Annotated in this window: 21 protein-coding genes; 9 read left to right on the top strand and 12 right to left on the bottom strand. The window is 65.0% G+C overall.

Going from position 1 to position 23614, the window contains the following annotated elements:
• Nucleotides 1-88 precede the first annotated feature (88 nt).
• Together VGR99_RS21080 and VGR99_RS21075 are read left to right on the top strand one after the other, a co-directional pair.
• The gene (locus tag VGR99_RS21080) at nt 89-2254 is read left to right on the top strand and encodes a malate synthase G (protein WP_326901022.1); all 2166 of its coding nucleotides are present in this window, start codon (nt 89-91) and stop codon (nt 2252-2254) included.
• A gap of 148 nt (nt 2255-2402) precedes the next feature.
• Nucleotides 2403-2603 carry a CsbD family protein gene (locus VGR99_RS21075; RefSeq protein WP_326901021.1) on the top strand — a complete coding sequence of 67 codons (201 nt, stop codon included), beginning with the start codon at nt 2403-2405 and terminating at the stop codon, nt 2601-2603.
• Between the two features lie 143 nt (nt 2604-2746).
• Here VGR99_RS21075 and VGR99_RS21070 read toward each other — a convergent pair whose 3' ends face one another.
• Complete coding sequence (locus VGR99_RS21070; protein ID WP_008546817.1) at nt 2747-2902, bottom strand: Thivi_2564 family membrane protein; 156 nt, start codon at nt 2900-2902, stop codon at nt 2747-2749.
• Between the two features lie 272 nt (nt 2903-3174).
• Between VGR99_RS21070 and VGR99_RS21065 the strand changes: the two genes are divergently transcribed.
• Together VGR99_RS21065 and VGR99_RS21060 are read left to right on the top strand one after the other, a co-directional pair.
• The gene (locus VGR99_RS21065; protein WP_326901011.1) at nt 3175-5268 is read left to right on the top strand and encodes a methyl-accepting chemotaxis protein; all 2094 of its coding nucleotides are present in this window, start codon (nt 3175-3177) and stop codon (nt 5266-5268) included.
• A gap of 263 nt (nt 5269-5531) precedes the next feature.
• Entirely contained in the window at nt 5532-7625 is a 2094-nt protein-coding gene (locus VGR99_RS21060) for a methyl-accepting chemotaxis protein (protein WP_326901010.1), read from the top strand.
• A gap of 14 nt (nt 7626-7639) precedes the next feature.
• Here VGR99_RS21060 and VGR99_RS21055 read toward each other — a convergent pair whose 3' ends face one another.
• Both VGR99_RS21055 and VGR99_RS21050 read right to left on the bottom strand, forming a co-directional pair.
• Complete coding sequence (locus VGR99_RS21055) at nt 7640-8290, bottom strand: DUF2865 domain-containing protein (RefSeq protein ID WP_326901009.1); 651 nt, start codon at nt 8288-8290, stop codon at nt 7640-7642.
• 20 nt (nt 8291-8310) lie between these two features.
• Complete coding sequence (locus VGR99_RS21050) at nt 8311-9132, bottom strand: L,D-transpeptidase (RefSeq protein ID WP_326901008.1); 822 nt, start codon at nt 9130-9132, stop codon at nt 8311-8313.
• 204 nt (nt 9133-9336) lie between these two features.
• On the opposite strand from VGR99_RS21050, the gene VGR99_RS21045 reads away from it, so the two are divergent.
• From VGR99_RS21045 to VGR99_RS21035, 3 genes are all read left to right on the top strand, one after another.
• Entirely contained in the window at nt 9337-10449 is a 1113-nt protein-coding gene (locus VGR99_RS21045; RefSeq protein ID WP_326901006.1) for an AI-2E family transporter, read from the top strand.
• A 77-nt stretch (nt 10450-10526) separates the two neighbouring features.
• Nucleotides 10527-10898, top strand: a complete 372-nt coding sequence (locus tag VGR99_RS21040; protein WP_326901005.1) for a DUF883 family protein — start codon at nt 10527-10529, stop codon at nt 10896-10898.
• Nucleotides 10899-10990: 92 nt separating this feature from the next.
• Complete coding sequence (locus VGR99_RS21035) at nt 10991-11446, top strand: hypothetical protein (RefSeq protein ID WP_326901004.1); 456 nt, start codon at nt 10991-10993, stop codon at nt 11444-11446.
• 9 nt (nt 11447-11455) lie between these two features.
• On the opposite strand, the gene VGR99_RS21030 is transcribed toward VGR99_RS21035, so the two are convergent.
• The 3 genes from VGR99_RS21030 to VGR99_RS21020 are packed head-to-tail and all read right to left on the bottom strand — an operon-like array spanning nt 11456 to nt 15174.
• Nucleotides 11456-11638, bottom strand: a complete 183-nt coding sequence (locus VGR99_RS21030) for a hypothetical protein (RefSeq protein ID WP_326901003.1) — start codon at nt 11636-11638, stop codon at nt 11456-11458.
• The gene (locus VGR99_RS21025; protein WP_326901002.1) at nt 11635-12849 is read right to left on the bottom strand and encodes a PepSY-associated TM helix domain-containing protein; all 1215 of its coding nucleotides are present in this window, start codon (nt 12847-12849) and stop codon (nt 11635-11637) included. Before VGR99_RS21025 ends, VGR99_RS21030 begins: the two co-directional genes overlap by 4 nt.
• 9 nt (nt 12850-12858) lie before the next feature.
• Nucleotides 12859-15174 carry a TonB-dependent siderophore receptor gene (locus VGR99_RS21020; RefSeq protein ID WP_326901001.1) on the bottom strand — a complete coding sequence of 772 codons (2316 nt, stop codon included), beginning with the start codon at nt 15172-15174 and terminating at the stop codon, nt 12859-12861.
• Nucleotides 15175-15590: 416 nt separating this feature from the next.
• On the opposite strand from VGR99_RS21020, the gene VGR99_RS21015 reads away from it, so the two are divergent.
• Together VGR99_RS21015 and VGR99_RS21010 are read left to right on the top strand one after the other, a co-directional pair.
• Entirely contained in the window at nt 15591-16733 is a 1143-nt protein-coding gene (locus VGR99_RS21015; RefSeq protein WP_326901000.1) for an OpgC domain-containing protein, read from the top strand.
• A 102-nt stretch (nt 16734-16835) separates the two neighbouring features.
• A complete protein-coding gene (locus VGR99_RS21010; protein WP_326900999.1) occupies nt 16836-17444 on the top strand; it encodes a TetR/AcrR family transcriptional regulator in 609 nt (202 codons plus the stop codon).
• Here VGR99_RS21010 and VGR99_RS21005 read toward each other — a convergent pair.
• From VGR99_RS21005 to ureC, 6 genes are all read right to left on the bottom strand, one after another.
• Entirely contained in the window at nt 17441-19102 is a 1662-nt protein-coding gene (locus VGR99_RS21005) for a CHASE domain-containing protein (RefSeq protein ID WP_326900998.1), read from the bottom strand. The genes VGR99_RS21010 and VGR99_RS21005 overlap by 4 nt on opposite strands.
• 325 nt (nt 19103-19427) lie before the next feature.
• A complete protein-coding gene (gene ureG, locus VGR99_RS21000) occupies nt 19428-20051 on the bottom strand; it encodes an urease accessory protein UreG (protein ID WP_326900997.1) in 624 nt (207 codons plus the stop codon).
• Nucleotides 20052-20089: 38 nt separating this feature from the next.
• Nucleotides 20090-20818 (bottom strand): urease accessory protein UreF, encoded by a 729-nt coding sequence (locus VGR99_RS20995; RefSeq protein ID WP_326901249.1) that lies wholly within the window; start codon nt 20816-20818, stop codon nt 20090-20092.
• Nucleotides 20799-21428 carry an urease accessory protein UreE gene (ureE, locus tag VGR99_RS20990; protein ID WP_326900996.1) on the bottom strand — a complete coding sequence of 210 codons (630 nt, stop codon included), beginning with the start codon at nt 21426-21428 and terminating at the stop codon, nt 20799-20801. The genes VGR99_RS20995 and ureE overlap by 20 nt, the downstream gene beginning before the upstream one ends.
• A gap of 13 nt (nt 21429-21441) precedes the next feature.
• Nucleotides 21442-21741, bottom strand: a complete 300-nt coding sequence (locus tag VGR99_RS20985; protein WP_027573733.1) for a putative quinol monooxygenase — start codon at nt 21739-21741, stop codon at nt 21442-21444.
• 139 nt (nt 21742-21880) lie between these two features.
• Nucleotides 21881-23596 (bottom strand): urease subunit alpha, encoded by a 1716-nt coding sequence (gene ureC / locus VGR99_RS20980; protein ID WP_326900993.1) that lies wholly within the window; start codon nt 23594-23596, stop codon nt 21881-21883.
• Nucleotides 23597-23614 lie beyond the last annotated feature (18 nt).

Below are 23614 nucleotides of genomic sequence, written 5' to 3'. Positions count from 1 at the left end.
GTCCTGAAAGCTGCCCCACGTGGGCGCATTTTGCTGCTGTCGGGTCAAAAGCAGCCAAAAACAGCCATTTCCAACAAGAAAGACCATCATGAAACGCGTCGACGCCCACGGATTGAAGATCGCACCCGTCCTTTTCGATTTCATCGCCAACGAAGCGGCCCCGAAAACCGGGATCGCGCCGGATGCGTTCTGGGCCGGGGTTGCAGGGATCATCAAGGACCTCGGGCCGAAGAACCGCGCGCTGCTGACGTTGCGCGACACGCTGCAGGCCAAGATCGACGACTGGCATCGCGCCAACAAGGGCAAGGCGTTCGACCTCGACGCCTACACCGCCTTCCTGAAGGAGATCGGCTATCTCGTCCCGGAGCCGGCGACGCAGAAGGTCGAGACCGCCAATGTCGACGAGGAGATCGGCAAGATCTGCGGCCCGCAGCTCGTGGTGCCGCTCACCAATGCACGCTACGCGCTGAACGCGGCGAATGCGCGCTGGGGCTCGCTCTATGACGCCTTCTACGGCACCGATGCGATCCCGCACGATCCGTCCGAAGGCGGCAAGGGCTACAACAGGGCGCGCGGCGACAAGGTGATCGCCAAGGCCAAGGCCTTCCTCGATGCCGCCGCGCCGCTCGCGACCGGCAGCCACACCGACGTCACCGCCTACAGCGTCGTCGCGGGCCAGCTCGCCGTGAAGCTGAAGAGCGGCAATGCCACCGCGCTGAAGAACGCCGCGCAGTTCGCGGGCTTCCAGGGCGATGCGGCCGCGCCGAGCGCGGTGCTGCTCGTCAACAACGGCCTGCATGTCGAAGTGATGATCGATCGCGGCAGCGTGATCGGCAAGGACGATCCGGCCGGCGTCGCCGACATGATCATGGAAGCCGCGGTCTCCACCATTCTGGACATGGAAGATTCGGTCGCAGCGGTCGATGCCGAGGACAAGGTGCTGGTCTATCGCAACACGCTCGGCCTGATGAACGGCACGCTGTCGGCGGACTTCGAGAAGGGCGGCAAGACGCTGACGCGCTCGCTCAATGCCGACCGCGCCTACAAGACGCCTGACGGCAAGGGCGAGCTCAAGCTGCACGGCCGCAGCCTGCTGCTGATGCGCAATTGCGGTCACCACATGTTCACCGATGCGGTGCTGGACGAGGCCGGCGAGGAAGTCCCCGAGGGCCTGCTCGACGCCGCCGTCTCCGGGCTTCTTGCCATTCATGACTTGAAAGGCAACTCCAAGGTCAAGAACAGCCGCACCGGATCGGCCTATATCGTCAAGCCGAAGATGCACGGCCCGGACGAGGTCTCGCTGACCTGCGAGATCTTCGACCGCGTCGAGAAGATGCTGGGCCTGCCCGAGAACACGCTCAAGGTCGGCATCATGGACGAGGAGCGGCGCACCACCGTCAACCTCAAGGCCTGCATCCAGCGCGCCTCCAAGCGCATCATGTTCATCAACACCGGCTTCCTCGACCGCACCGGCGACGAGATCCACACCTCGATGGAAGCGGGCCCGATGATCCGCAAGAACGAGATGAAGGCGCAGGCCTGGATCAAGGCCTACGAGGACTGGAACGTCGACATGGGCCTGATCGACGGCCTGCCCGGCCATGCCCAGATCGGCAAGGGCATGTGGGCCGCCCCCGACAAGATGGCGGACATGCTGGCGCAGAAGCTTGCCCATCCGCAGGCCGGCGCCACCACGGCGTGGGTCCCCTCGCCGACCGCCGCGACCTTGCACGCGCTGCACTACCACCAGGTCAACGTGATCGCGCGTCAGCAGGAGCTGACCAAGGGCGGCCCGCGCGCCAAGCTCTCGGACATCCTCACCATTCCGGTGTCGAAGTCGAACTGGGCGCCCGACGACGTCAAGCAGGAGATCGACAACAACTGCCAGGGCATTCTCGGTTACGTCGTGCGCTGGATCGACCAGGGCGTCGGCTGCTCCAAGGTACCCGACATCCACGATGTCGGCCTGATGGAAGACCGCGCCACCTTGCGCATCTCCAGCCAGCATCTCGCCAACTGGCTGCATCAGGGCGTGATTACGGAAGCGCAGGTGATGGAATCGCTCAAGCGCATGGCCGTGGTCGTCGACAAGCAGAACGCGGGCGATGCGATCTACAAGCCGATGGCGCCCGCCTTCGACGGCGTCGCCTTCAAGGCCGCCTGCGACCTCATCTTCAAGGGCCGCGAGCAGCCGAACGGCTACACGGAGTACATTCTCACCGCGCGCCGTCGCGAGGCCAAGGCTCTTGGATAAAAAGGCTCTTGGCTGATAAGCTCGTCTATTCAGACATCAAAAGCCCCGGCCCAGGCCGGGGCTTTTTTGTTGGGCGAAACGTCGCGGCGCACGGAGGAACGGCCGCCCACGCATCGCGTTGTCGGGCCATCAGCAACGGGAGATGCACATGGACTGGAATCGCATCGAAGGGAACTGGAAGCAGTTCAAGGGATCGGCCAAGGAGAAGTGGGCCGAGCTCACCGATGACGACCTCACAGTGATCGAGGGCCGCCGCGAGCAGCTCGAAGGCCGGCTCCAGGAGCGCTACGGCAAGGCCAAGGACCAGGTTCGTCAGGACGTCGACGACTGGCTCAAAGGGCTGCATTAAGCGCAGCACAAACGAAGCCCCGGCTCAGGCCGGGGCTTTTGTTTGAGCGCGTAGCCCGGATGGAGCGCAGCGCAATCCGGGTTGGTGTCGCTTGGGGCAAGACCCCGGATTTCGCTGCGCTCCATCCGGGCTACGAATTCCTGCTAGAACACCGCGAGATATTTCAGCAGCGACACGATGCCGATGATGATGACGATCACGCGCGCGATCTGCTTGGCGCGGCCGTCCATCGGCAGCATGTTGATGAGATAGAGCACGAGAATGACGACGAGAAAGGTGACGAGAACGCCGACCAGCATTTAAGGACCCCCTTCAGGCAAATTGCTAACGGTGTCCTAACGCCCGTCGCTCGCGCCGGTTCCGTCCTCGCAACCCATTACAACTTCTGGTAAATCCGTATTTGTACAGGTAGGCCGACTGCCTAAAACTTTACCCTTTTCCTTTCAAATGCAGAAACCGTGTGCGCTCCAGGCGCAAACGGCATGCGATTGCCGATCTGCCGCGCCCACCGTTTTTTCGATGTTGCCGGGCGTCTTCACGAACTTTGCAATGGGAATTTGGGGGGACTTCGATGCTCAATCGCCTGACCGTGTCCGCGCTTTTGAAAGCGGTGATCGCCATCACATCGGTCTGCGTGGTGATCGCACTCTCGCTCACGGCCTACGCATCGTGGGATCGCCTGAGGACCGCCAACCGCATCTCGCAGATCGCGGACGCTTCCGCCGATCTGTTCAAGGCGATGCACAATCTGCGCACCGACCGCTCGACCACCTCGCGTCTCCTGAACGCGACCGAGCCGATGGATTCCGAGATCGAGAAATACCTGCGCGCCTTGCGCGATGCCCAGATGCCGGCGATGGCGCGGGCGCTCGAGCTGCTGCCCGGCATGGACTTCCCGCAATCGGGCTCGCTGGTGCCTGAGCTGTCGCGCCTCTACAAGCTGCTGATCGAGGAGCAGAAGGAGTTCTGGGAGAGCGTGGCCAAGCCCAAGGACCAGCGCCGCGCCGGCCTCACCAAGGAATACATGGAGACGACGCAGGGCCTGCTCGACGTCCTCGACAAGCTCTCGAACACGCTCGCCGCCACCGTCAACCACCAGGACGCCGAGATCGACCAGCTGCTGTCGATCAAGCAGAGCGCCTGGCTGCTGCGCAACACCGCAGGCGAAGCCTCGCTGATCGTCTCGACCGGCCTTGCCGCCGGCAAGATCACGCCGGAAGGCCGTTACAACTATACCCAATATGTCGGTGGCACGGCCGCGATGTGGAAGGCGCTGGAGCTGGCGACCTCGGGCATGCAGCTGCCGCCGGCGCTGGCCTCCGCGATGGCCGCCGCGAAGACCGGCTATTTCGAGCCGCAATATCTGGCGCTGCGTGACCGCCTCGCGGACGCGCTGGTCAAGGGCGAGAAGGCCGAGATGACCGCCAACCAGTGGAGTCCGGTCACGGTCGGCCGCATGGCCAGTGCGGTCGCGGTCGCCGAGGCCGCCCTCGACGCTGCCAAGGCCCATACGCAAGAGCAGCGCGGCGCCGCCCAGAGCGCGCTGATCGTGCAGCTCGTGCTGCTGGCGCTCGCCATTGGCCTCGCCATCGGCGCAAACGTGCTGGTCAGCCGCCGCGTCATCAATCCGCTCAACACCATCCGCGACGCAATGCTCAAGGTCGCCGGCGGCGATCTTGCCGTCGACAGCGGCTATCTCGACCGCCAGGACGAGATCGGCGCGCTGGCCGGTGCACTGGAAACCTTCAAGCAGCAGGCGACCGAGAAGCTCAAGATCGAGGCGCAGGAGCGCGAACGCAATGTCGGCGCAGCCGCACGCCAGCGCGCCGTCGAGGCCTATGTCGGCGAGTTCGAGGGCGCCGTGCGCAAGACGCTCGGCGAGCTGAGCGAGGCTTCCGGCGAAATGCGCAAGACCTCGGGCGATCTCTCCGCCGTGTCACGCCAGACCAACGACCGCGTCCAGGTCGCCGGCAAGGCCTCCAATGACGCCTCGATGAGCGTCGACAGCGTGGCCGCCGCCGCCGAGGAGCTCTCGGCGTCCATCAACGACATCAGCCAGCAGGCGGCGCATGCCGCGGGCATCGCCGGCCGTGCCGTCACCCAGGCGCGCGAGACCGACGGCACCGTTCAGGGCCTGCAGAAGTCCGCGGGACGCATCGGCGAGGTCGTCGGCCTGATCAACACGATTGCGGCGCAGACCAATCTGCTCGCGCTCAACGCCACGATCGAAGCGGCCCGCGCCGGCGAAGCCGGCCGTGGCTTCGCCGTGGTCGCCTCCGAGGTGAAATCGCTCGCAAGCCAGACCGCGAAGGCGACGGAAGAAATCTCCGAGCAGATCGCCGACATCCAGAAGGTCGCCGGCGATGCCATCAACGCGATCCAGACCATCGGCGGCATCATCGGCGAGGTGAACGAGGTCGCCACCGCGATTGCAGCCGCCGTGCAGGAGCAGGGCGCCGCCACGCAGGAGATCACGCGCAGCACGCAATTCGCGGCGCAGGGCACCAAGAACGTCTCGGACAACATCACCGGCGTCAAAGCCGATGCGGATGCCGCCGCAGCGGCCGCCGACAACGTGAAGAGCGCTTCCGAGATGTTGGAGAACCAGAGCCGCCAGCTCGGCCACGAGGTCAGCGACTTCCTCGGCAAGATTCGCGCCGCGTAAGCTGCAAGCTGTACGCAAGCACCGCTGCAAGCGCCCACGTCAGCCCACGACGTGGGCGCAAACTTTTTCAGTAGCCGAAACATCGTCAACGCACCGTAATTATACGGCAGGAACACTGTCTAAGTTTTTACCCTTTTCGGGCCAAATGGGTGCCAAGCGCCGGCCATAGGGCATGCGCGACTGCGTGCATCCCTGGTCGTTCGAAGTTCGTTGGGGGCTGCCGTTCGGAGCCACGAACTTCGAAACGCGTACCGGGGTGTCCGATGCTCAATCGCTTGTCCGTATCCACGCTGCTGAAGGCGGTGATCCTGTCCACGGCGCTCGTCGTCGTCATCGGCTTCTCGATCAGCGCCTGGAATTCATGGGGCCGGCTGCAGCAGGCCAACCGGATCGTCGCCGTCTCGGCCGCTTCGGCCGAAGTGTTCAAGGCGATGGCCAACATCCGGGCCGACCGCTCGACCAGCAACCGCCAGCTCACCTCCGACGTCCCCATGGACAAGGACATCGAGAAATACATCCGCGAGATCCGCGAGGCCCTGATGCCCGCGCTGGCCCGCACGCTCGAGCTGCTGCCCACGACCGACCTCGGCCAGCGTGACACGTTCCTCAGCGAGCTCGGCGCGCTGAACAAGACGCTGCTGGCGGCACAGGCCGAGTTCTGGGTCGAGGCGCTCAAGCCGCGCGCCGAGCGCCGCGCAGCGCTCGCGAAGGAATATGTCGCGACCGAGGACACGCTGATGACACAGCTGGACAAGCTCGCCGGCGCCCTCGTCGCAAGCGTCAACAACCAGGACGCCACCATCGACCAGCTCCTGACCATCAAGCAGATGGCCTGGCTGCTGCGCAGCACCGCCGGCGAATCCTCGCAGATCGTCGGCAACGCCCTCGGCAGCGGCAAGATCGCACCCGAGGTGCAGCTCGCCTACACCAAATTCGTCGGCGGCACCGACACCGCCTGGACCGCGATCGAGCTTGCCGCTCTGGGCATGCAGCTGCCGCCGGCGCTGGCATCCGCGATCACCGAGACCAAGTCGGTCTATTTCGACCCGCAATATGCTGCCACCCGCGACGGCGTCATTACGTCGATCGCCAAGGGCGAGAAGCCGTCGATGACCGCTAACCAGTGGAGCCCCTATTCGGTGCCCCGCATGATGACCGCGGTGAAGCTCGCCGACGCGGCGCTGCAGGCCGCCAAGGATCACTCCGCCGCACAGCGCTCGGCCGCCGTGCAGTGGCTAATCATCAACACCGCCCTCCTCGTGGCCGCGATCGTGCTGACCGGCGCCGCGATGCTCGCGGTGAGCCGCCGCGTGATCACCCCCTTGCACCGGATCCGCGATGCCATGCTGAAGGTCGCCGGCGGCGATCTCGGCGTCGACAGCGGCTATCTCGACCGCCAGGACGAGATCGGCTCGCTCGCGGGCGCGCTGGAGACGTTCAAGCAGCAGGCGATCGACAAGTTGAAGATCGAGGAGCAGGAACGCGAGCGCAATGCCGGTGCCGCCGCGCGCCAGCGCGCGATGGAGGCCTATGTCGGCGAGTTCGAAGGCGTCGTCCGCAAGTCACTGGGCGAATTGAGCGAGGCTTCCGGCGAGATGCGCAAGACCTCGGGCGATCTGTCCGCCGTGTCGCGCCAGACCAACGAGCGCGTCGAGATCGCGGGCAAGGCCTCGAACGACGCCTCGACCAGCGTCGACAGCGTCGCGGCGGCCGCCGAGGAGCTCTCGGCCTCGATCAACGACATCAGCCAGCAGGCCGCGCATGCCGCGGGCATCGCCAGCCGCGCGGTCAACCAGGCCCGCGAGACCGACGGCACCGTGCAGGGGCTGGCGCAGTCCGCAGGGCGCATCGGCGAGGTCGTCGGCCTGATCAACACGATCGCGGCGCAGACCAATCTGCTGGCGCTGAACGCCACGATCGAGGCGGCCCGCGCCGGCGAGGCCGGCCGCGGCTTTGCCGTGGTCGCATCGGAAGTGAAGTCGCTGGCCAGCCAGACCGCGAAGGCGACGGAAGAAATCTCCGAGCAGATCGCCGACATTCAGAAGGTCGCGGGCGATGCCATCAACGCGATCCAGGCGATCGGCGGCATCATCGGCGAGGTCAATGAAGTCGCCACCGCGATCGCCGCCGCCGTGCAGGAGCAGGGCGCGGCGACCCAGGAGATCACCCGCAGCACGCAATATGCCGCGCAGGGGACCAAGAACGTCTCCGATAACATCACCGGCGTGAAGGCCGACGCCGACACCGCCGCCGGTGCCGCCGAGAACGTCAAGCAGGCCTCCGAAACGCTGGAGACGCAGAGCCGCCAGCTCGGCCAGCAGGTCAGTGACTTCCTGGGGAAGATCCGCGCGGCGTAGGGGAGCGCAGCCCCCTACTCCTTCGCCACCACCGGCACCTGGCGGAACTTCGCGCGCACCGAGTCCGGCAGCGGCGAGAAATTCATCGCGACGCCGCGACGATCATTGGCGTTGCGGCTCGCAACCACCAGGCCGTCGCTGCCTGCGACGATGTCACCCTTGCGCAAGGTGGGGTCGTCCTCGACCTTGACCTGGGCGAGACCGACCGGATCCTTGCCGTTGCAGGTACAGCCCGCGACGATCTCGTTGCGATAGCGGAACGCATTCGGCAGGTCGGAATAGGATTTGCCCTTGTCGGTCGTGGCGTCGTCGATGTTGCTGCCATAGACCAGCGAGGTCTCGGACGTCGGGCAGAAGCTCTTGCAGGATTGCGCCTTGCTCTCGGCGTCGTTGCCCTGCGCCGGGAAATAGCGGCCGTCGCAACCGCGTACGCAATAGGCGGTGCCGCCGCCATAGCCGGCGCGGGAACGCGGTGTCTCATAGCGCGGCATGTCGTCGGTCGGGAACGGCATGCGGATCTCCGGTGGCCGCCTGCCGAATCCGCCGAACAGGGCCGAGAAGAAATCTTGCGCATGCGCCGACGGGGTCAGCGCGAGGCCCACGGAGGCGACGGCGAAGACCGCCGCCGCACCACCGGCCAGTTTGCCGATCAAACGTCTCTTCATGTCACCTCGCGCAACTTCGTTTAGTTCACGGCCGACGCAGGGATGTTCAACGCCTGCCGTCCGGTCGGCAGCGTCGTCACCGCAGGGCGCTTGCGCACGGGATCGCCGCCCTTCGCCATCAGCGGCGCGTTCTTCGGCAGCACCACGACCTTGGTGCCGACACTGACGCGGCTGAAGAGATCGCTGACGTCTTCATTGGTCAGGCGAATACAGCCGGACGAGACGAACTTGCCGATGGTGGTGGGATCGTTGGTGCCGTGGATGCGGTATTGGCTGGTACCCAGATACATCGCGCGGGCGCCGAGCGGATTGCCGGGGCCGCCGGCAACGAAGCGCGGCAGATAAGGCTGGCGCGCGATCATCTCTGCCGGCGGATGCCAGTCCGGCCACTCCGCCTTGCGGCTGACGCTCTGCACGCCCGACCAGGTAAAGCCCTCGCGGCCGACGCCGACGCCGTAACGGATCGCGCGGCCATTGCCGAGCACGTAATAAAGGTATGTGTTGCCGGTATCGATCACGATGGTGCCGGCAGGCTCGCTGCGATCGAAGCTGACGATCTGCTTGCGCAGTCGGTCGGGCAGCTGGGCATCCTCATCGGTGGCCTGCGGCGCCTCATTCGAATAGCCTTGCGAATAGCCTTGGTTCGCATAGCCCTGGCTCGCGTAACCCGGCGAATAGGCCTGCCCTTGCCAATAAGGCTGCGAATAAGCCTGCGGCTGCATCGGCGCGTAGAGGGTCTGGGCCTGCGCCGCAAACGGCATGGTCAGCAATGCTGTCGCGAAGGCACAAGCGGTGACGGCGCGCGGCGAGAAGCTGCGACGGACTGCAGAGAACTTTGTCATGTGCTGCCCCGTTGGATGTGCATCAGGGTGATGCGGCTTCCAAACAACGCAGATCAGGCGACTCAAGTTCCGGCGAACGATGCGGCGGCGACGTCACAGTCAAGCGAGGACGACTTCACGAAACCGCGATGGAACCGGGGCGCCCCCGGGACGTTGTCACATCATCAATGGGCGCGCGGAGGACTTCCGTGCGGGAGAGAAATCGTGCGCGTCCTTCCCAGCGAACGTCTGATTTCCGGCAGCAGCGAAGGTGACCCGCTCCCCGGCAGCCATGCCGAGTTGCCGCCGGTGATCCGCCGCACCGAGTTCGTCGCCTTTGCGCTGGCCGGCTTGCTCCTGATCGCCATGGTCACCGTGCTCTATGTCGCCAAGGCATTTTTCCTCCCCGTCGTGATGGCCATTGTCGCCGGTACCATGCTGTCGCCCGCTGCATCCTTCCTTGAGCGACGGCACGTCCCGCGCGCCCTCGGTGCCGTGCTGATCGTGATCGCGGTGACCGCGCTGGTGACGTTCGTGTTCGCACTGATTGCCGCGCCCGCAATGGAGTGGAGCTCCCGCCTGCCCGAGCTCGGCGCGCAGCTGAAGGACAAGCTCCACGTCTTCGACCGCCCGCTGGCCTTGTGGAAGGAGCTTCAAACCATGATGGGCGGCTCCGAAAACCTGCCGGGCTTCCAGATGCCGAAATTCGAATGGGTGCAGCCGACGCTGGAATTCCTGTCGCCGACCTTCGCGGAGTTCCTGCTGTTCTTCGCCACGCTGATCCTGTTCATCGCGAGCTGGCGCGACCTCAGGCGCGCGCTGATCATGACGTTCGGCGACCGCGACGCGCGGCTGCGCACGCTGCGGATCGTCAACGAGATCGAGGTCCATCTCGGCAACTACCTCCTGACCGTCACCGTGATCAATATCGGCGTCGGCGTCGCAACCGGCCTCGTCTGCGCACTCACGGGCATGCCCAATCCGGCCGGGCTCGGCGCCCTCGCGGCCGCGCTCAACTTCATCCCGATCATCGGACCGGTCGCGATGTTCGTCGTCCTGGTCGTGGTGGGGCTCGTCGCCTTCCCGACCCTCGGCGGCGGAATGATGGCCGCCCTCGCCTTTGCCGGCATCACCTTCATGGAAGGGCACTTCGTCACGCCGATGATCATCGGGCGGAGACTGGCGCTGAATGCGCTCGCCGTCTTCATCGCGCTGGCGTTCTGGACCTGGCTGTGGGGGCCGATGGGCGCGTTCCTGTCGTCCCCGCTGCTGATCGTCGGACTGATCCTGAAGGAGCATCTGATGCCGGTGAATTCGCCGCAACTGCCGCAGGCCTGACCGTTTTCGTAAACGGAACTTCCCCCAGGACGAAACGTTTCTCGGCTATCTCAGCCGCCAACAATTCGGAGTCCCAGATGTCATCGAGTCAAGCCGAATCCGGAATGAGAGACTGGACCGACAAAGCCACCAGAGAACGCCTCGAGAAGGATGTAGCAGCCGTGAAAAGCGATATCGCCGCCCTCACCGAACAGATCACCGACGCGCTCAACACGTTCGCCAACTCCACCAGCAAGCAGGCCAGACGCGGCTATCGCCAGGCGCGCGACAACATGGATTCCGCGATCGACGACATGTCGGAGCGCGGCAGCGCGATGATGGGCGCGGCGCAGGACGCCTACGGCTCGATCGAGGAAACGCTGGAAGACGCGATCACGCAGCGGCCGCTCGCGACCGTCGGGCTCGCGCTCGGCATCGGCTTCCTGATCGGCGCTGCCTGGCGCCGGTAAGGCCGCGACGCGGATAGTGAGACGGCGGCGCTGCGGTGCCGCCGCTATTGGCTTGTGACGATACGGCTTGTGGGGAATCGAGGAGCAAGTCCATGTTTCAACGGATCATCGACGGCATCAGCGCGTCGACCGGCGCGACGGTCCGACTGACGTCGCTCGCCGCAGGTGCCGCATTCGCGCTGTTCATCACGACATGCTTCCTTTGCGCCGCCGCCTTCATCTCGGTCCTGCAGACCTATGGACCGGTGCAGGCCTGCCTCGCGGGCGCGGGCATCTTCTTCCTGCTGACGCTCGCTGCGGCCGGGACCTATTGGGGCTACAAGCGGGAGATGCAGAAGCGCGCCCGGATCGCCGCCGAGCGCGCCGCCAAGTCGGCGGCCGCGAGCATGCTTGCCGATCCCATGCTGATTGCGACGGGCCTTCAAATCGTTCGTGGCATCGGCATCAAGCGGCTGTTGCCGATCCTGGCGATCGGCGGCGTCGCCCTCGGGATCATGGCGAGCCGGACAGGTGTTCCCGACGAGGCATCGGCTGAGCCGGCCGAGTAACGGCGATGATCAGTCCCGGCTGCGGATGATGCAGATCGCGGCCACAACAAGCGGAACGGTGAGCGCGATCCACGACAACGGCAGCCATATCCCGGTCTGACCGATCAGGGCGGCCAGCAGGCCGAACACGCTCAGAACGGCGAGCAGCGCCGGCCAGCGCCAGATCACGCCAATCGAACGGTGCGCGCTCATTCTGCCGCTCCGGGCGACGGCAATGGCAAGTCCGCGGCCAACCGCTGTTGCCTTTTCGCGGCTCGCGACCGCGCGAGCCAGAGATAAAGTCCGCTGCCGAGCACGACGATGGTCACGAGGTCGAGCACCACCCAGATGATCTTCAACGGCATGCCGCCGTAATCGCCGAAATGCAGCGGGCGCGACAGCTCCAGCGCGCGGAGATACCAGGGCATGGTGACCGCGGACACCAGCGCGCCGCTTCTGGCATCGACCAGCACCGGGCTGAACAGGCGCGAGGTCAGCGGTTCCTTGCCCTTGGTCCAGACCACGTAGTGAAACGGCGATCCGAACGGCGAGCCCGGATAGACCACGCTGGTCGTGATCATGTCGGGGAATGCGACTTTCACCGTATCATACGCGGCCTGCGGCGAGGACAGCTCACTGGTCTGCGGCACCGGCTTGCCCTGCAACGGCGCCAGCATCGCGCGCACGTCGGTCTGCTGCCACAGCGCGAACAAGGGCGTCGAGAGCTCGTTGATCACGCCGGTCGCGCCGACCACGAGCGCCCAGCCGAGCGTGACCACGCCGAGCAGATTGTGCAAATCGAGCCATTTCAGCCGCCGCGACCGGGCCGCGCGCACGGTACCGAAATCCAGCTTGCGCATGAAGGGCCCGTAAATCGCGATGCCGGAGACGATGGCCGCGATGAACAGCAGCGCCATCGCACCGAGAAACAGCTCGCCGGGAAGACCCGCGAACAGGTCGCGGTGCAGGGAGAGCATCAATTGCAGGAAGGTGAGGCCGTCCTCGCCGAACGGCTTGGTCTGCTTCAGCACTTCGCCTGTATGCGCGTCGAACCGGATCGAATGCAGCGACTTGCGGTTGGCCCTGAACGCCTCCCAGGAGCTCGCCATGAACACCATGATCTTGGGCTCGTCGTCATCGACGAACACCGAAAGGATGGTCTCGCCGGGATAGAGCTTCCTGCTGGCCTCGACCACCCGGTCGAGGCTGACACTGGGCGTGCCCTCCGCCACCCGCGCATAGGGCAACGCGTCGTCGAGCAGGCCGTCGATCTCGTCGCGCAGCACGAGCGGCAGGCCGGTGATGCAGATCAGGAGCAGGAACAGCGTGCAGATCAGGCTCGACCATTTATGCACGAACAGCCAGCGCCGCAGCGCGGGCTTTCGCTCATACACACGGTCGTCGAAGATCGCCTGATCGCTCATCGCCCACCCTCACCAGCGGTAACGCAGCGTCGCTATCACATTGCGGCGCAGGCCGTAATAACAGCCGGTGTCCTGGCAGAGCTGGACATAGGTCTTGTCGAACAGATTGGTCACGTTCGCACTCGCGAGGAAGCCCTTGAACTGCGGACCGAGGCCGGACAGATCGTAGTGCACGCCGAAGTCGACCAGCGTGGCAGCCGGGACGTCGAACGTGTTGAGCGAGTTGCCGGGCGAGCTGCCGAGATAGCGCACGCCGCTCGACAGGCCAAAGCCGTCAAGCACGCCGCCGTGGAACGTGTAGTCGGCCCACAGCGCGGCGGCGTGTGGCGGGATGCCCGGAACGCGCTTGCCGAGATTGGTCGAGTTGGACGCCGTGTTGACGATGTCGGTATAGGTGTAGGAGCCGAGCACGGTCAGACTGCGGTTGATCTCGCTCTTGCCTTCGAGCTCGATGCCGCGTGAGCGGACCTCGCCGGTCTGCACATTCGAACGCACCCCGCCGATGATATGGGTCGGGTCCGGATCCGGGGTGAGCACGTTCTGCTGCGTCAGGTCGAAGGCGGCCAATGTGATCAGCGTCTTCGGATCAGGCTGATACTTGACGCCGATTTCCTCCTGCTGGCCCCGCGTCGGCTTGAACGCCTGGCCGAAAAAGTTGGTGCCGAGCCTCGGCTGGAAGGATTCGGTATACTGGATGTAGGGCGCGACGCCATTGTCGAACTTGTAAAGCAGCGCCGCGCGCTTGGTCAGCGCGCCGTCCGATTTCGGCGCGGTCGTACCGGCGAGGAGATTATCGGTATTGAGGTCGGCCTGGTCGTAGCGCAGGCCGAGCAGCGCGACGAAGCCACCGCCGAACTTGATCTGGTCCTGGCCGTAGAACCCGACCTGCTCGAGCCTCTGGCGGTTATAGGAGGCCACCTGCGGAGTCGGGAGCGGCAGGCCGTACACGGGATCGAAGGCGTTGATCGGCGGCACGCCCGTGGTCGTGTTGCGGCCAAGCGCGGTATCGACGGAGTTGCGATAGTCGATGCCGACCAGCGCGGTGTGGTCGAGCGGGCCGGCCTTGAACTTGAACTCGCCCTGATTGTCGAGCGCAAGCGAGCGCAGCGTCTCATAGGTCGAATAGACGCCGCGCGGCAGGCTGAACGGGTTGGTCAGGACGGTTGGCGAGACCACCGCGAAATCGGTGGAGTTGTCCATGTAGCGCAGGTTCTGCCGCACCGTGACCACGTTGTTGAAATGGTGCTCGAACAGATAGCCAACGGAGGCCACTGTGCGGTCGGTCTTGTCGAAGCCCGGCTCACCCGAATAGAAGCTGGTCGGAATTTTCGCGCCGCCCGCGACGGGAAACACCGTGCCGTTGGCCGGCAGCAGGTTGAAGAAGCCGGCCTTGGGATCGCGCTGATAGGTGCCGAGGACCGTGAACGTGGTCTGGTTGTCCGGCCGCCATGTCAGTGACGGCGCGATCGAGACGCGCTGATAGCCGGTATGATCCACCTGGCTACCGACATCGAAGCCGGACGCGGTGAAGCGGTAGAGAAACTCCTTGTTCTTGTCGATCGGCCCGGACAGATCGACACCGGCCTGTGCGCGACCGTAGCTGCCGGTCGAGACGAACATCTCGTGATAGGGCTCGAGCGTCGGCCGCTTGGAGACGAGATCGACCACGCCGCCCGGCGAAGCCTGGCCGTACAGCACCGAAGCCGGGCCGTGCAGGATTTCGACACGCTCGAGATTGAACGGCTCGACGATCGGATAGGCGAAGATGCCGGCATTCATCAGCCGCAGCGAATCCAGATACTGGTCGGCGAGAAAGCCGCGAATGTAGACCTGGTCGAAGCGCGCATCCGCACCCGCCGGCTCCACCATCACGCCCGAGACATAGCGCACCGCCTGCGAAACGCTCTGCGCGCCCTGGGCCTGGATCTGATCCTGCGTCACGACCGAGATCGCAGCCGGCGTCTCGATCAGCGCCGCATCGGTCTTGGTGCCGGTGCCGCTGCGGGTCGCCACCATGCCATCGACATGGCCGAACGCCGATTCCTTGCGACCCGCACCGGCGCTGGCCCCGGCTGCGGCCGCCGCGGCGGCGCTGGCGGCTGAATTCGCGCGCGCGGCAGCACGTGCGCGGGCCGCAGCGCGGCTGCGCGCGGAGGATGCAGCGGTACGTTTCGGAGCAGCGCTGCCCTGGACGATGACCGGGCTAAGCTCGGTGGACGAACCCGCCGTCGATGATTGCGCCGCCGCGCCGCCACTCACTGCGATCAAAACGACTGAGCTGACGGCCCCCACGAACCGCCAGCGCCCCACTTCCAAAATGCCCACTACAACTTCCCCAACTTCCAACGGCTACGCATCGGCAGCCGGAGCTAGGAGTTAGCGCAGCGGTTCAATGAAGCGGGCTGGAAGCTCTCCAGACTGGAGGTTTTCCATTTCCAGACTTCAGAAACTCTGCAGCCGCAGGCAGCACGGTGCAGCACCGGCCCTTGCAGGCGCCTGGCCGCGCGAAGCCAGGAGGGACGACCTAGCCAACGCCGCCACGACCGCTGGTCGGACCGCCTTGCTTTGCAAAAGTTGCGTCTCGGACGGAATTAGCCGGGGGCGCAGGAAGGCTCCGGCCCGCTCTGCGCAATTTTTGGCCAGTAGGGGACAAATCAGCCCCCACTCACGTAAAAGCTACTCGGATAGGCAGGCGGTTGCCGGTAAAAGCATCAACCTGATTCCCAAACCTATTTTACTCAATGAAACCGTCCGTTAAGGCGAACCTCGCCGCATTTCATCACGACGCCCGGCTGTATTTGACGCTCGGCATCGCCAATTGGTCGGTGTTCGTCGATCACATCCCGAACAACGTCGTCAATTTGCTGACGCTGCGGAATTTCGGTTTCAGCGGCGCAGCCGATTTGTTCGTGTTCGTGGTGGGCTATGGCGTTGCCATTATCCACGGCAGGATGGCGCTGGAACGCGGCTACCTCGTCGCGGCGACGCGGATCTTCCGCCGGGTGTGGCGGCTCTACGCCGCCTATGTCGTGCTGTTCGTCATCTACATCGACACCATCGCCTATGTCGCCTCGCAGTCGATGGCGCCCGAGATCATCCACGAATACAACATCTCCGGCATTCTCGAGCATCCGCTGCGCATCCTGATCCGTGGCCTCGTGCTGCAGGAAGAGCCGCTGAACCTCGACCTGCTGCAATTGATGATCCCGCTGATGGCGTTCTTTCCGTTCGCGCTGTGGGGCCTGTTGCGGCGGCCGAACGTGACGCTGGCGGCATCGGTCGCGCTGTACGTTGCGGCGCGCTGGTTCGACTGGAATTTCCGCGTCTATCCGGACCAGGACTGGACCTTCAATCCGCTGTGCTGGCAGATGCTGATGGTGCTGGGCGGCTGGTTCGCGGTGACGGGAGCACCCGGCCGCGCGCTGCACGGCATGTCCTGGCTGCGCATCCTCGCCGGCGCCTATCTCGTGTCCGCGATGGCGATCACCCTGATGCGCCACTCGCCGGCGCTGTCCGCCTATCTGCCGGACCTGCTCCTCAACAACATCGCGCCGACCGACAAGGAGAACCTTGCGCCCTATCGCGTGGTCCACTTCCTTGCCCTCGCCTTCATCGCGACCCATCTCATTCCGGCCGATCATCCCGGCCTGAACTGGCGGCCGCTCCAGGCCGTGATCACGTGCGGCGAGGAATGGCTCGCGGTGTTCTGCACCGCCGTGTTCCTGTCCTTCGCCGGCCATCTCATCCTGATCACCGGTCCCAATCTGGTGGTGATGCAGATCGCGGTGAGCCTTGTCGGCTTCGCGGCAATGACGGGTGTCGCCTATTACATTTCCTGGTCGCGACGGCAGGACCTGCCTGCCGCGTTGCGGCAGCAGGCCTAGAGCGTCCCTCGAAGGCGCCTCATCAAATAATCGTGCGATTCTGCTAGGCCGAAAGCGGCCGCTGCGCTATGCCGGGAGGCGTTGAGGAGACCGGGCGCGGCGATGGCGAAAGGCGGAGGTGAAGAGGCGGGCAACGCTCCCAAGCGCGGCCGGCCAAGATCGATCGAGACCACCAACGCCATTCTCGAAAGCGCCTATGCGCTGATGGCCGCCACCGGCCTTGCCACCACCACCATCGACGCCGTCGCGCGCCATTCCAGCGTCTCCAAGATGACGATCTACAAATGGTGGCCCTCGCGCGAGGCCTTGCTGATCGACGCCTTCCTGCACCATGCGGCGCAGATGCTGCCGCTGCCGCCGGCGAGTTCCGGCAGTCCCGCGGCGCGCGCCCGCCGCCATGCCGCGGCCTATGCCGAGGCGCTGCAGGGCGAGTTCGGCAAGGTACAGCTCGCGGTGATCTCCGAATGCATCTCCAAGACTGGCTCGGCGGAGCTGTTCTATGCGCGCTATCTCCAGTTCCGTCGCGACGCGCTGGTCGAGATGATCGCCGCGGGCCAGAAGGACGGCAGCGTTCTGGCCGAAGGGGCGGCCGAAGATCTCTACGACGCGATCTATGGCGGCCTGTTCTATCGCTACGTCTTCGGCATCGCGCCGATCACGCCCGGCTATGCGCGCAGCCTGGTCGACCTGGTGCTGCGGCCCAAGAGCTAGCTGCGCACCGGCCGCACCGGCGCCGAGATCTTGTCGGTGCGATCGCGCTCGGTCATATCGACCACCGTCTCCATCGGCGCAGTCAGCTCGTAGACGTAGGAGACGTCGGTGAAATAGCGCTTGGCGGCGCCGCCGAGCGCTTCGGGCGCGACGCGGTCAAGCAGGATCAGGCCGAAATCGGAATCGGGGCGGCGCGTCGCCTCGCTGGTGTTGAACTCTTCCCAGCGGAAGTGGAAGATCTCCGCGCCCTCCTCGCCCGTCACCGTCCAGTTGGCGGTGATGTGCGGATGCTTGCCGACCAGCGACAGGCCCTCGTCCGAATGCGAGGCGAGCTCGAAGAACAGCAGCGACAGGCTTTGCGCCGCGCGCGCGCTGACCGCGATGTCGGGACCGGTGACGGCGATGCGGTCCGCATGCGGAATGGCGCGGGCCTCGAACAGGCCCTTCAGCTTGACGCCCTGCCATTGGCTTTCGCTGAGCAGCGAGACCACGTTGGACATGGCGTGGATGCGGCCGATCAAGAGCTCGCGCGCGACGTCGATATCCGAGCCGTGGCGCAGCGTGCGCGTCACGATCGACTGGATCACCGCCAGGATGTTCTTGACCCGATGGTTGAGCTCGTCGATCACCGCGGTCAGCCGGCGCTCGAAGCCGATCCGCACCTGGATCTCGCGGCTGAGCCTCAGATTGTTGTAGGCGACGTAGCCGAACAGGCCGCACACCATCGCGGTGATGGCAAAGCCGATCGCCGCGACGATGATCGCGGTCTGCTCGGCGCGCCGCGCCGAATTGGTCTTGGCGTAATAGCTGAGCTGCCAGTCACGCCCGCCGAAGCTCATGGTGCGCGTCGCCGATGGCGCCGGCCCGTCGGCCGCCGCCGTGCGGGTCGAGACCACGCCCTGGTCATTGGCAACGAGCTCGCCGCCGTCCTTGCGCGGATCCTTCAGCGCGACCGAGAACAACGACATGTCGTCGTTGGTCAACATCAGCGACGCCAGCTCATAGGAGAATGTCACGAAGCCGACCGGCTCCGTCGCGCCTTCCGGAATCACGGGAGCAGCGACGATGACGCCGATCGGCCCGTTACCGCGCAGCAGCGGAATGGGGTCCGAGGCAATCGATCGCTTCTCGATCCGGGCGCGCGTGAGCATCGCGCTGCGCACGGGGTCCTGGTCATAGCTGCGGCCAGGCAGCGCCTTGGTCTCGTCGCTGCGCGGCTCGAGATCCATCAGCACGTCGATCGGCCGGTTCAACGTCGCCGGGTCGATCGGCTTGTCGCCGTAGTCGCGGATTTGCGGCTTCGGGAAGCCGGCGGCCGCGATCGCGTTCTGCGCCGCGGCGATCTCGTTCGGCTGGATCCGGGCGACCCAGCCGGCCACCACGAAATCGGTCTTGAAGGCGTAGATCGCCGAGCGCAGCGGCTCCAGCATGTTGGGCTTGAGCACCGACGGCGCGCGGAACAGGCCTGAGGCGACACGGGCGAGCAGCTCGCGCTCCGTCAGCCGGTCCTGCACCAGGCTTGCATGGACGTCGATTGCGCGCGCCAGCGCAATCCGGTCCAGCGCCAGCTCCTGGTCGTGGACGCGATAGGCCGCGAGCCCGGAGAGCATGACCCCGAGCAGAGCGATGAAGCCGATGATGAATCCCAGCCGGACCACGCGACTACTCAGGCGGAAGCAGGAGGTCGGCAATAAACACGGAGCATATGAACGCCGCTCGAACGGCCACGTGCCGAAACAGGGTGAACCCCAGTGGCGGAGATAATGGAGGAGGAGGCATCAGTACGCAACTTGGGTCGCCTGAAAAGCTTAATCCGCCCGGCCGATGGTCCGGCCAAAATCACTCGACATGACGGCTTTGCCCCGGGCACCGGAGGTAGTTAATCGCCGTGTCGGAAATTTGTTCCGCAAGGAGCGGCTCTGCCCCAAGTGTTAACGGTAAAAACACCTGCGCCAAGTCGTCGCGTCGGGCGGCCCGGCCGCTTCAGGCCGCGGGTTTCAGCCCACCCTTGGCCTCGATGAAGCCGACGATGCGGTCGAGCCCCTCGCTCTTCTTCAGGTTGGTCATGACGAACGGGCGCTCGCCGCGCATGCGCCTGGCGTCCGTGTCCATCTTCTCGAGCGACGCGCCGACATGGGGTGCAAGGTCGATCTTGTTGATGACCAGGAGGTCGGAGCGGGTGATGCCGGGGCCGCCCTTGGACGGGATCTTGTCGCCGGCGGCAACGTCGATCACATAGATGGTGAGGTCGGCCAGCTCCGGGGAAAAAGTGGCAGCGAGATTGTCGCCGCCGGATTCAATCAGCACGAGGTCGAGGCCGGGGAATTTCGCGCGCATGTCGGCAACCGCCGCGAGGTTCATCGAGGCGTCCTCGCGGATCGCGGTGTGCGGGCAGCCGCCGGTCTCGACGCCGGCGATGCGGTCCGGAGTCAGCGAGCCGGAACGCACGAGAAATTCGGCATCCCATTTGGTGTAGATGTCGTTGGTGATCGCGGCGATGTCGTAGCGCTCGCGCATGGTCTTGCAGAGCAGATCCATCAGCGCGGTCTTGCCCGATCCGACCGGGCCGCCGACGCCGACACGCAGGGGGCCGTGAGATTTCGCCATGTGACTTGCTCTCTCTTGATGGTTGAAGGCGGCACCGCTCACGAGCGGAACAGCCGCGTATATTGCGCCTCGTGCCGCAGGCTGGCGAGATCGGCGCGGAAGGTGGCGCTGCCGAGATCGTCCAATGTCGCATTCAACGCACGATTGGCGGTGGCGGCAACGGCAGATTCCAGCCTGACCAGCACGCGTTGGCTGTCGGTCTGGCCGAGCGGAATGAGGCGGCTCGCCGCGGAAATCCAGTTCGAGACCAGCGCATGCAGGAAGGCGTGCAAGGTCGGCGCCAGCGGCACGCCGTGCATCGCGGCGACGACGCCGACGGCGACGGGATAGATCAGTGGCGAGCGGCATGACGCGACCATGGCATCCAGGCCCTCCGCATCCCAGGCGGCGCGGGAGATGTCGATGAAGGCGCGGCCCTGCGAGGTCGTCTCGAGCTGCCGCTCGCGCGACGGCACGAAGGCCCAGGCAAGCTCCGCGGTATCGCTCAGGGCAGCTTCTTCACCCGCTTCGGCCGCGCGATAGGCGTGGACCAGAAACGTCGCGTCGCAAAAGCCCGAGCCGTCGCCCAGCATCGCATCGAGCCAATCGGCCAGCGTCGCGATATCGGTGATGTCGCCCGCCTCGACCGCCCACTCGATGCCGCTGGAATAGGAAAAGCCGCCGACGGGGAACGCTGGCGACAGCCAGGTCATCAGTCGGTACAGCGCCGCCGCCTCGCGCTCGGCGAGGTCACCGGCACCGACCGGCTCATTTGTGGTCATGAGCATGCTTGTGGCCGTGGTCGTGGTCGGGATGGTCGCAATGCTCGTCGTGGTGATGATGGTGATCATGGTCATGTCCATGCGCGGCATGGTGATGATGGTGATGATCGTGGTGATCATGATGCCCGTGATCGTGATGGGCATGATCATGATGCGCATGGTCGTCGTGACCGTGCGCGTGGCCGGCATCGGCGTAGGCACCGCCTTCGGGATCGAACGGTGCCTCGATCTCGACCACGCGGGCACCGAGACCTTTCACCATGGCCTCGATGACGTGGTCGCGGCGGATGCGCAGGGCCTTGGCCATGATCTGCGTCGGCAGATGACGGTTGCCGAGATGCCAGCCGACGCGGATGAGGTGATGCGGATCGCGGCCGCGGATCTCGAGCAGCGGTTCGGGCGCCGCAACCACTTCGACCAGCCTGCCGTCCTCCAGCACCAGCGCATCGCCGCCGCGCAGCGCGACGGCATTCTCCAGGTCGAGCAGGAAATTCAGCCCCCGCGTCCCCGTCATCGCCATGCGGCGGCGGTGCCGATCGTCGAAATCGAGCACGACCGTATCCACCGGTGCTTCGGTGAAGCGGTGTTGTCCCTTGACCTGCGTCGCCCGGATCATGCGCTTTATCCTGTTACCGTGTCTCGACCTTCTCGGGCGTGATCACCTCGATCTTCGGCGGCGCCGTGAAGCACTTCACCGCAACGCGGCCGAACGTCTTCATGTGCTCCATGCCACGATGCGGCACCAGCGCCTCGGCATTCTCCCACTGCTCGACGAACACCATCTTGCTGGGATCGGTGACGCTCTCATGCAGGTCATAGGCGATATTGCCGGGTTCCTTCCGCGTCTCCTTGATGCAGGCGGTGGCGGCAGCAATGAATTCGGCGCGCGTCTCGGGCTTGATGGTCAGGGTGGCAACGACGTAGATCACGAGAAATCCTCCCGGCTTTTCTTTTGAGGTTAGATACCGGGCGGGACATTAGACCAGGCGGGATCGAACGCAAAACCGGAAAAGCCGCCCCAAGGCATGCAATCGGGCATGCTCCGGGGACATGCGTTGAGTGGCTATTTCAGTACATGAAATATCGCTGCGCCATCGGCAGCACCTCGGCGGGCGGGCAGGTGAGCAGCTCGCCGTCGGCGCGGACCTCATAGGTCTCCGGATCGACCTCGATATTGGGCGTGGCGTCGTTGTGGATCATGCTCTTCTTGGAGATCTTGCTGCGGGTGTTCTGTACGGCATAGAGCTTCTTCTCGATGCCGAGCTTTCGCGCGAGACCGCTGGTGATCGCGGCCTTCGAGGTGAACACCACCGAGGAAGCCGTGCGCGCCCTGCCGAAGGCGCCGAACATCGGCTGGTAGTGCACCGGCTGCGGCGTCGGGATCGAGGCATTGGGATCGCCCATGGGCGCCGCGACGATGGTGCCGCCCTTGACGATGCAGTCCGGCTTGACGCCGAAGAAGGCCGGCGACCACAGCACGAGATCGGCGAGCTTGCCCTTCTCCACCGAGCCGATCAGTTTCGACACGCCGTGCGCGATCGCCGGATTGATCGTGTATTTCGCGATGTAGCGCTTGACGCGGAAATTGTCGTTGTCCTTGCCCTTGTCCTGCGGCAGCGACCCGCGCTGCTTCTTCATCTTGTCCGCGGTCTGCCAGGTCCGGATGATGACCTCGCCGAGACGGCCCATCGCCTGCGAATCCGAGGACATCATCGAGAGCGCGCCGAGATCGTGCAGGATGTCCTCGGCCGCGATCGTCTCCTTGCGGATGCGGCTCTCGGCGAACGCCAGGTCTTCCGCGATCGAGGGATCGAGATGGTGGCACACCATCAGCATGTCGAGATGCTCGTCGATGGTATTGCGGGTGAAGGGGCGCGTCGGGTTGGTGGAAGACGGCAGCACGTTCTTCAGGCCGGCGACCTTGATGATGTCAGGGGCGTGGCCGCCGCCGGCGCCTTCGGTGTGGAAGGCGTGGATGGTGCGGCCCTTGAACGCCTTGATCGTGTCCTCGACGAAGCCGGACTCATTCAGCGTGTCGGAATGCAGCATGACCTGGATGTCGTAATCGTCGGCCACCGACAGGCAATTGTCGATCGCGGCCGGCGTCGTGCCCCAATCCTCGTGCAGCTTCAGCGCGCAGGCGCCGCCCTTGATCATCTCGACCAGCGCGGCAGGGCGCGACGCATTGCCCTTGCCGGAGATGCCGAGATTGACCGGGAAGGCATCGAACGACTGGATCATCCGCCCCATGTGCCAGGGACCGGGCGTGCAGGTCGTGGCAAACGTGCCATGCGAGGGACCGGTGCCGCCGCCCAGCATCGAGGTGACGCCACTCATCAGCGCGTGCTCGATCTGCTGCGGACAGATGAAGTGGATGTGGCTGTCGAAGCCGCCGGCGGTGAGGATTTTTCCTTCGCCCGCGATCACGTCGGTGCCGGGACCGATGATGATGGTGACGCCCGGCTGGATGTCGGGATTGCCGGCCTTGCCGATCGCAGAGATCATGCCCTCCTTGATCGCGACGTCGGCTTTCACGATGCCCCAATGGTCCACGATCAGCGCATTGGTGATGACGGTGTCGGCCGCGCCCTGCTTGTTGGTGACCTGCGACTGTCCCATGCCGTCGCGGATCACCTTGCCGCCGCCGAACTTCACCTCCTCGCCATAGGTGGTGAAATCCTTCTCGACCTCGATGATGAGATCGGTGTCGGCCAGCCGCACCTTGTCGCCGGTGGTCGGGCCGAACATGTCGGCATAGACGGAACGCTTTATTTTGACGGACATCACAAGCCCCGTTTGCAT

Origin of the sequence: Bradyrhizobium sp. (assembly GCF_035935975.1) — a bacterium.
Classification (GTDB): Bacteria; Pseudomonadota; Alphaproteobacteria; order Rhizobiales; family Xanthobacteraceae; genus Bradyrhizobium.
Note: the sequence above shows the minus strand (reverse complement) of the source record. Positions and strands in the feature narration are given on the sequence as shown.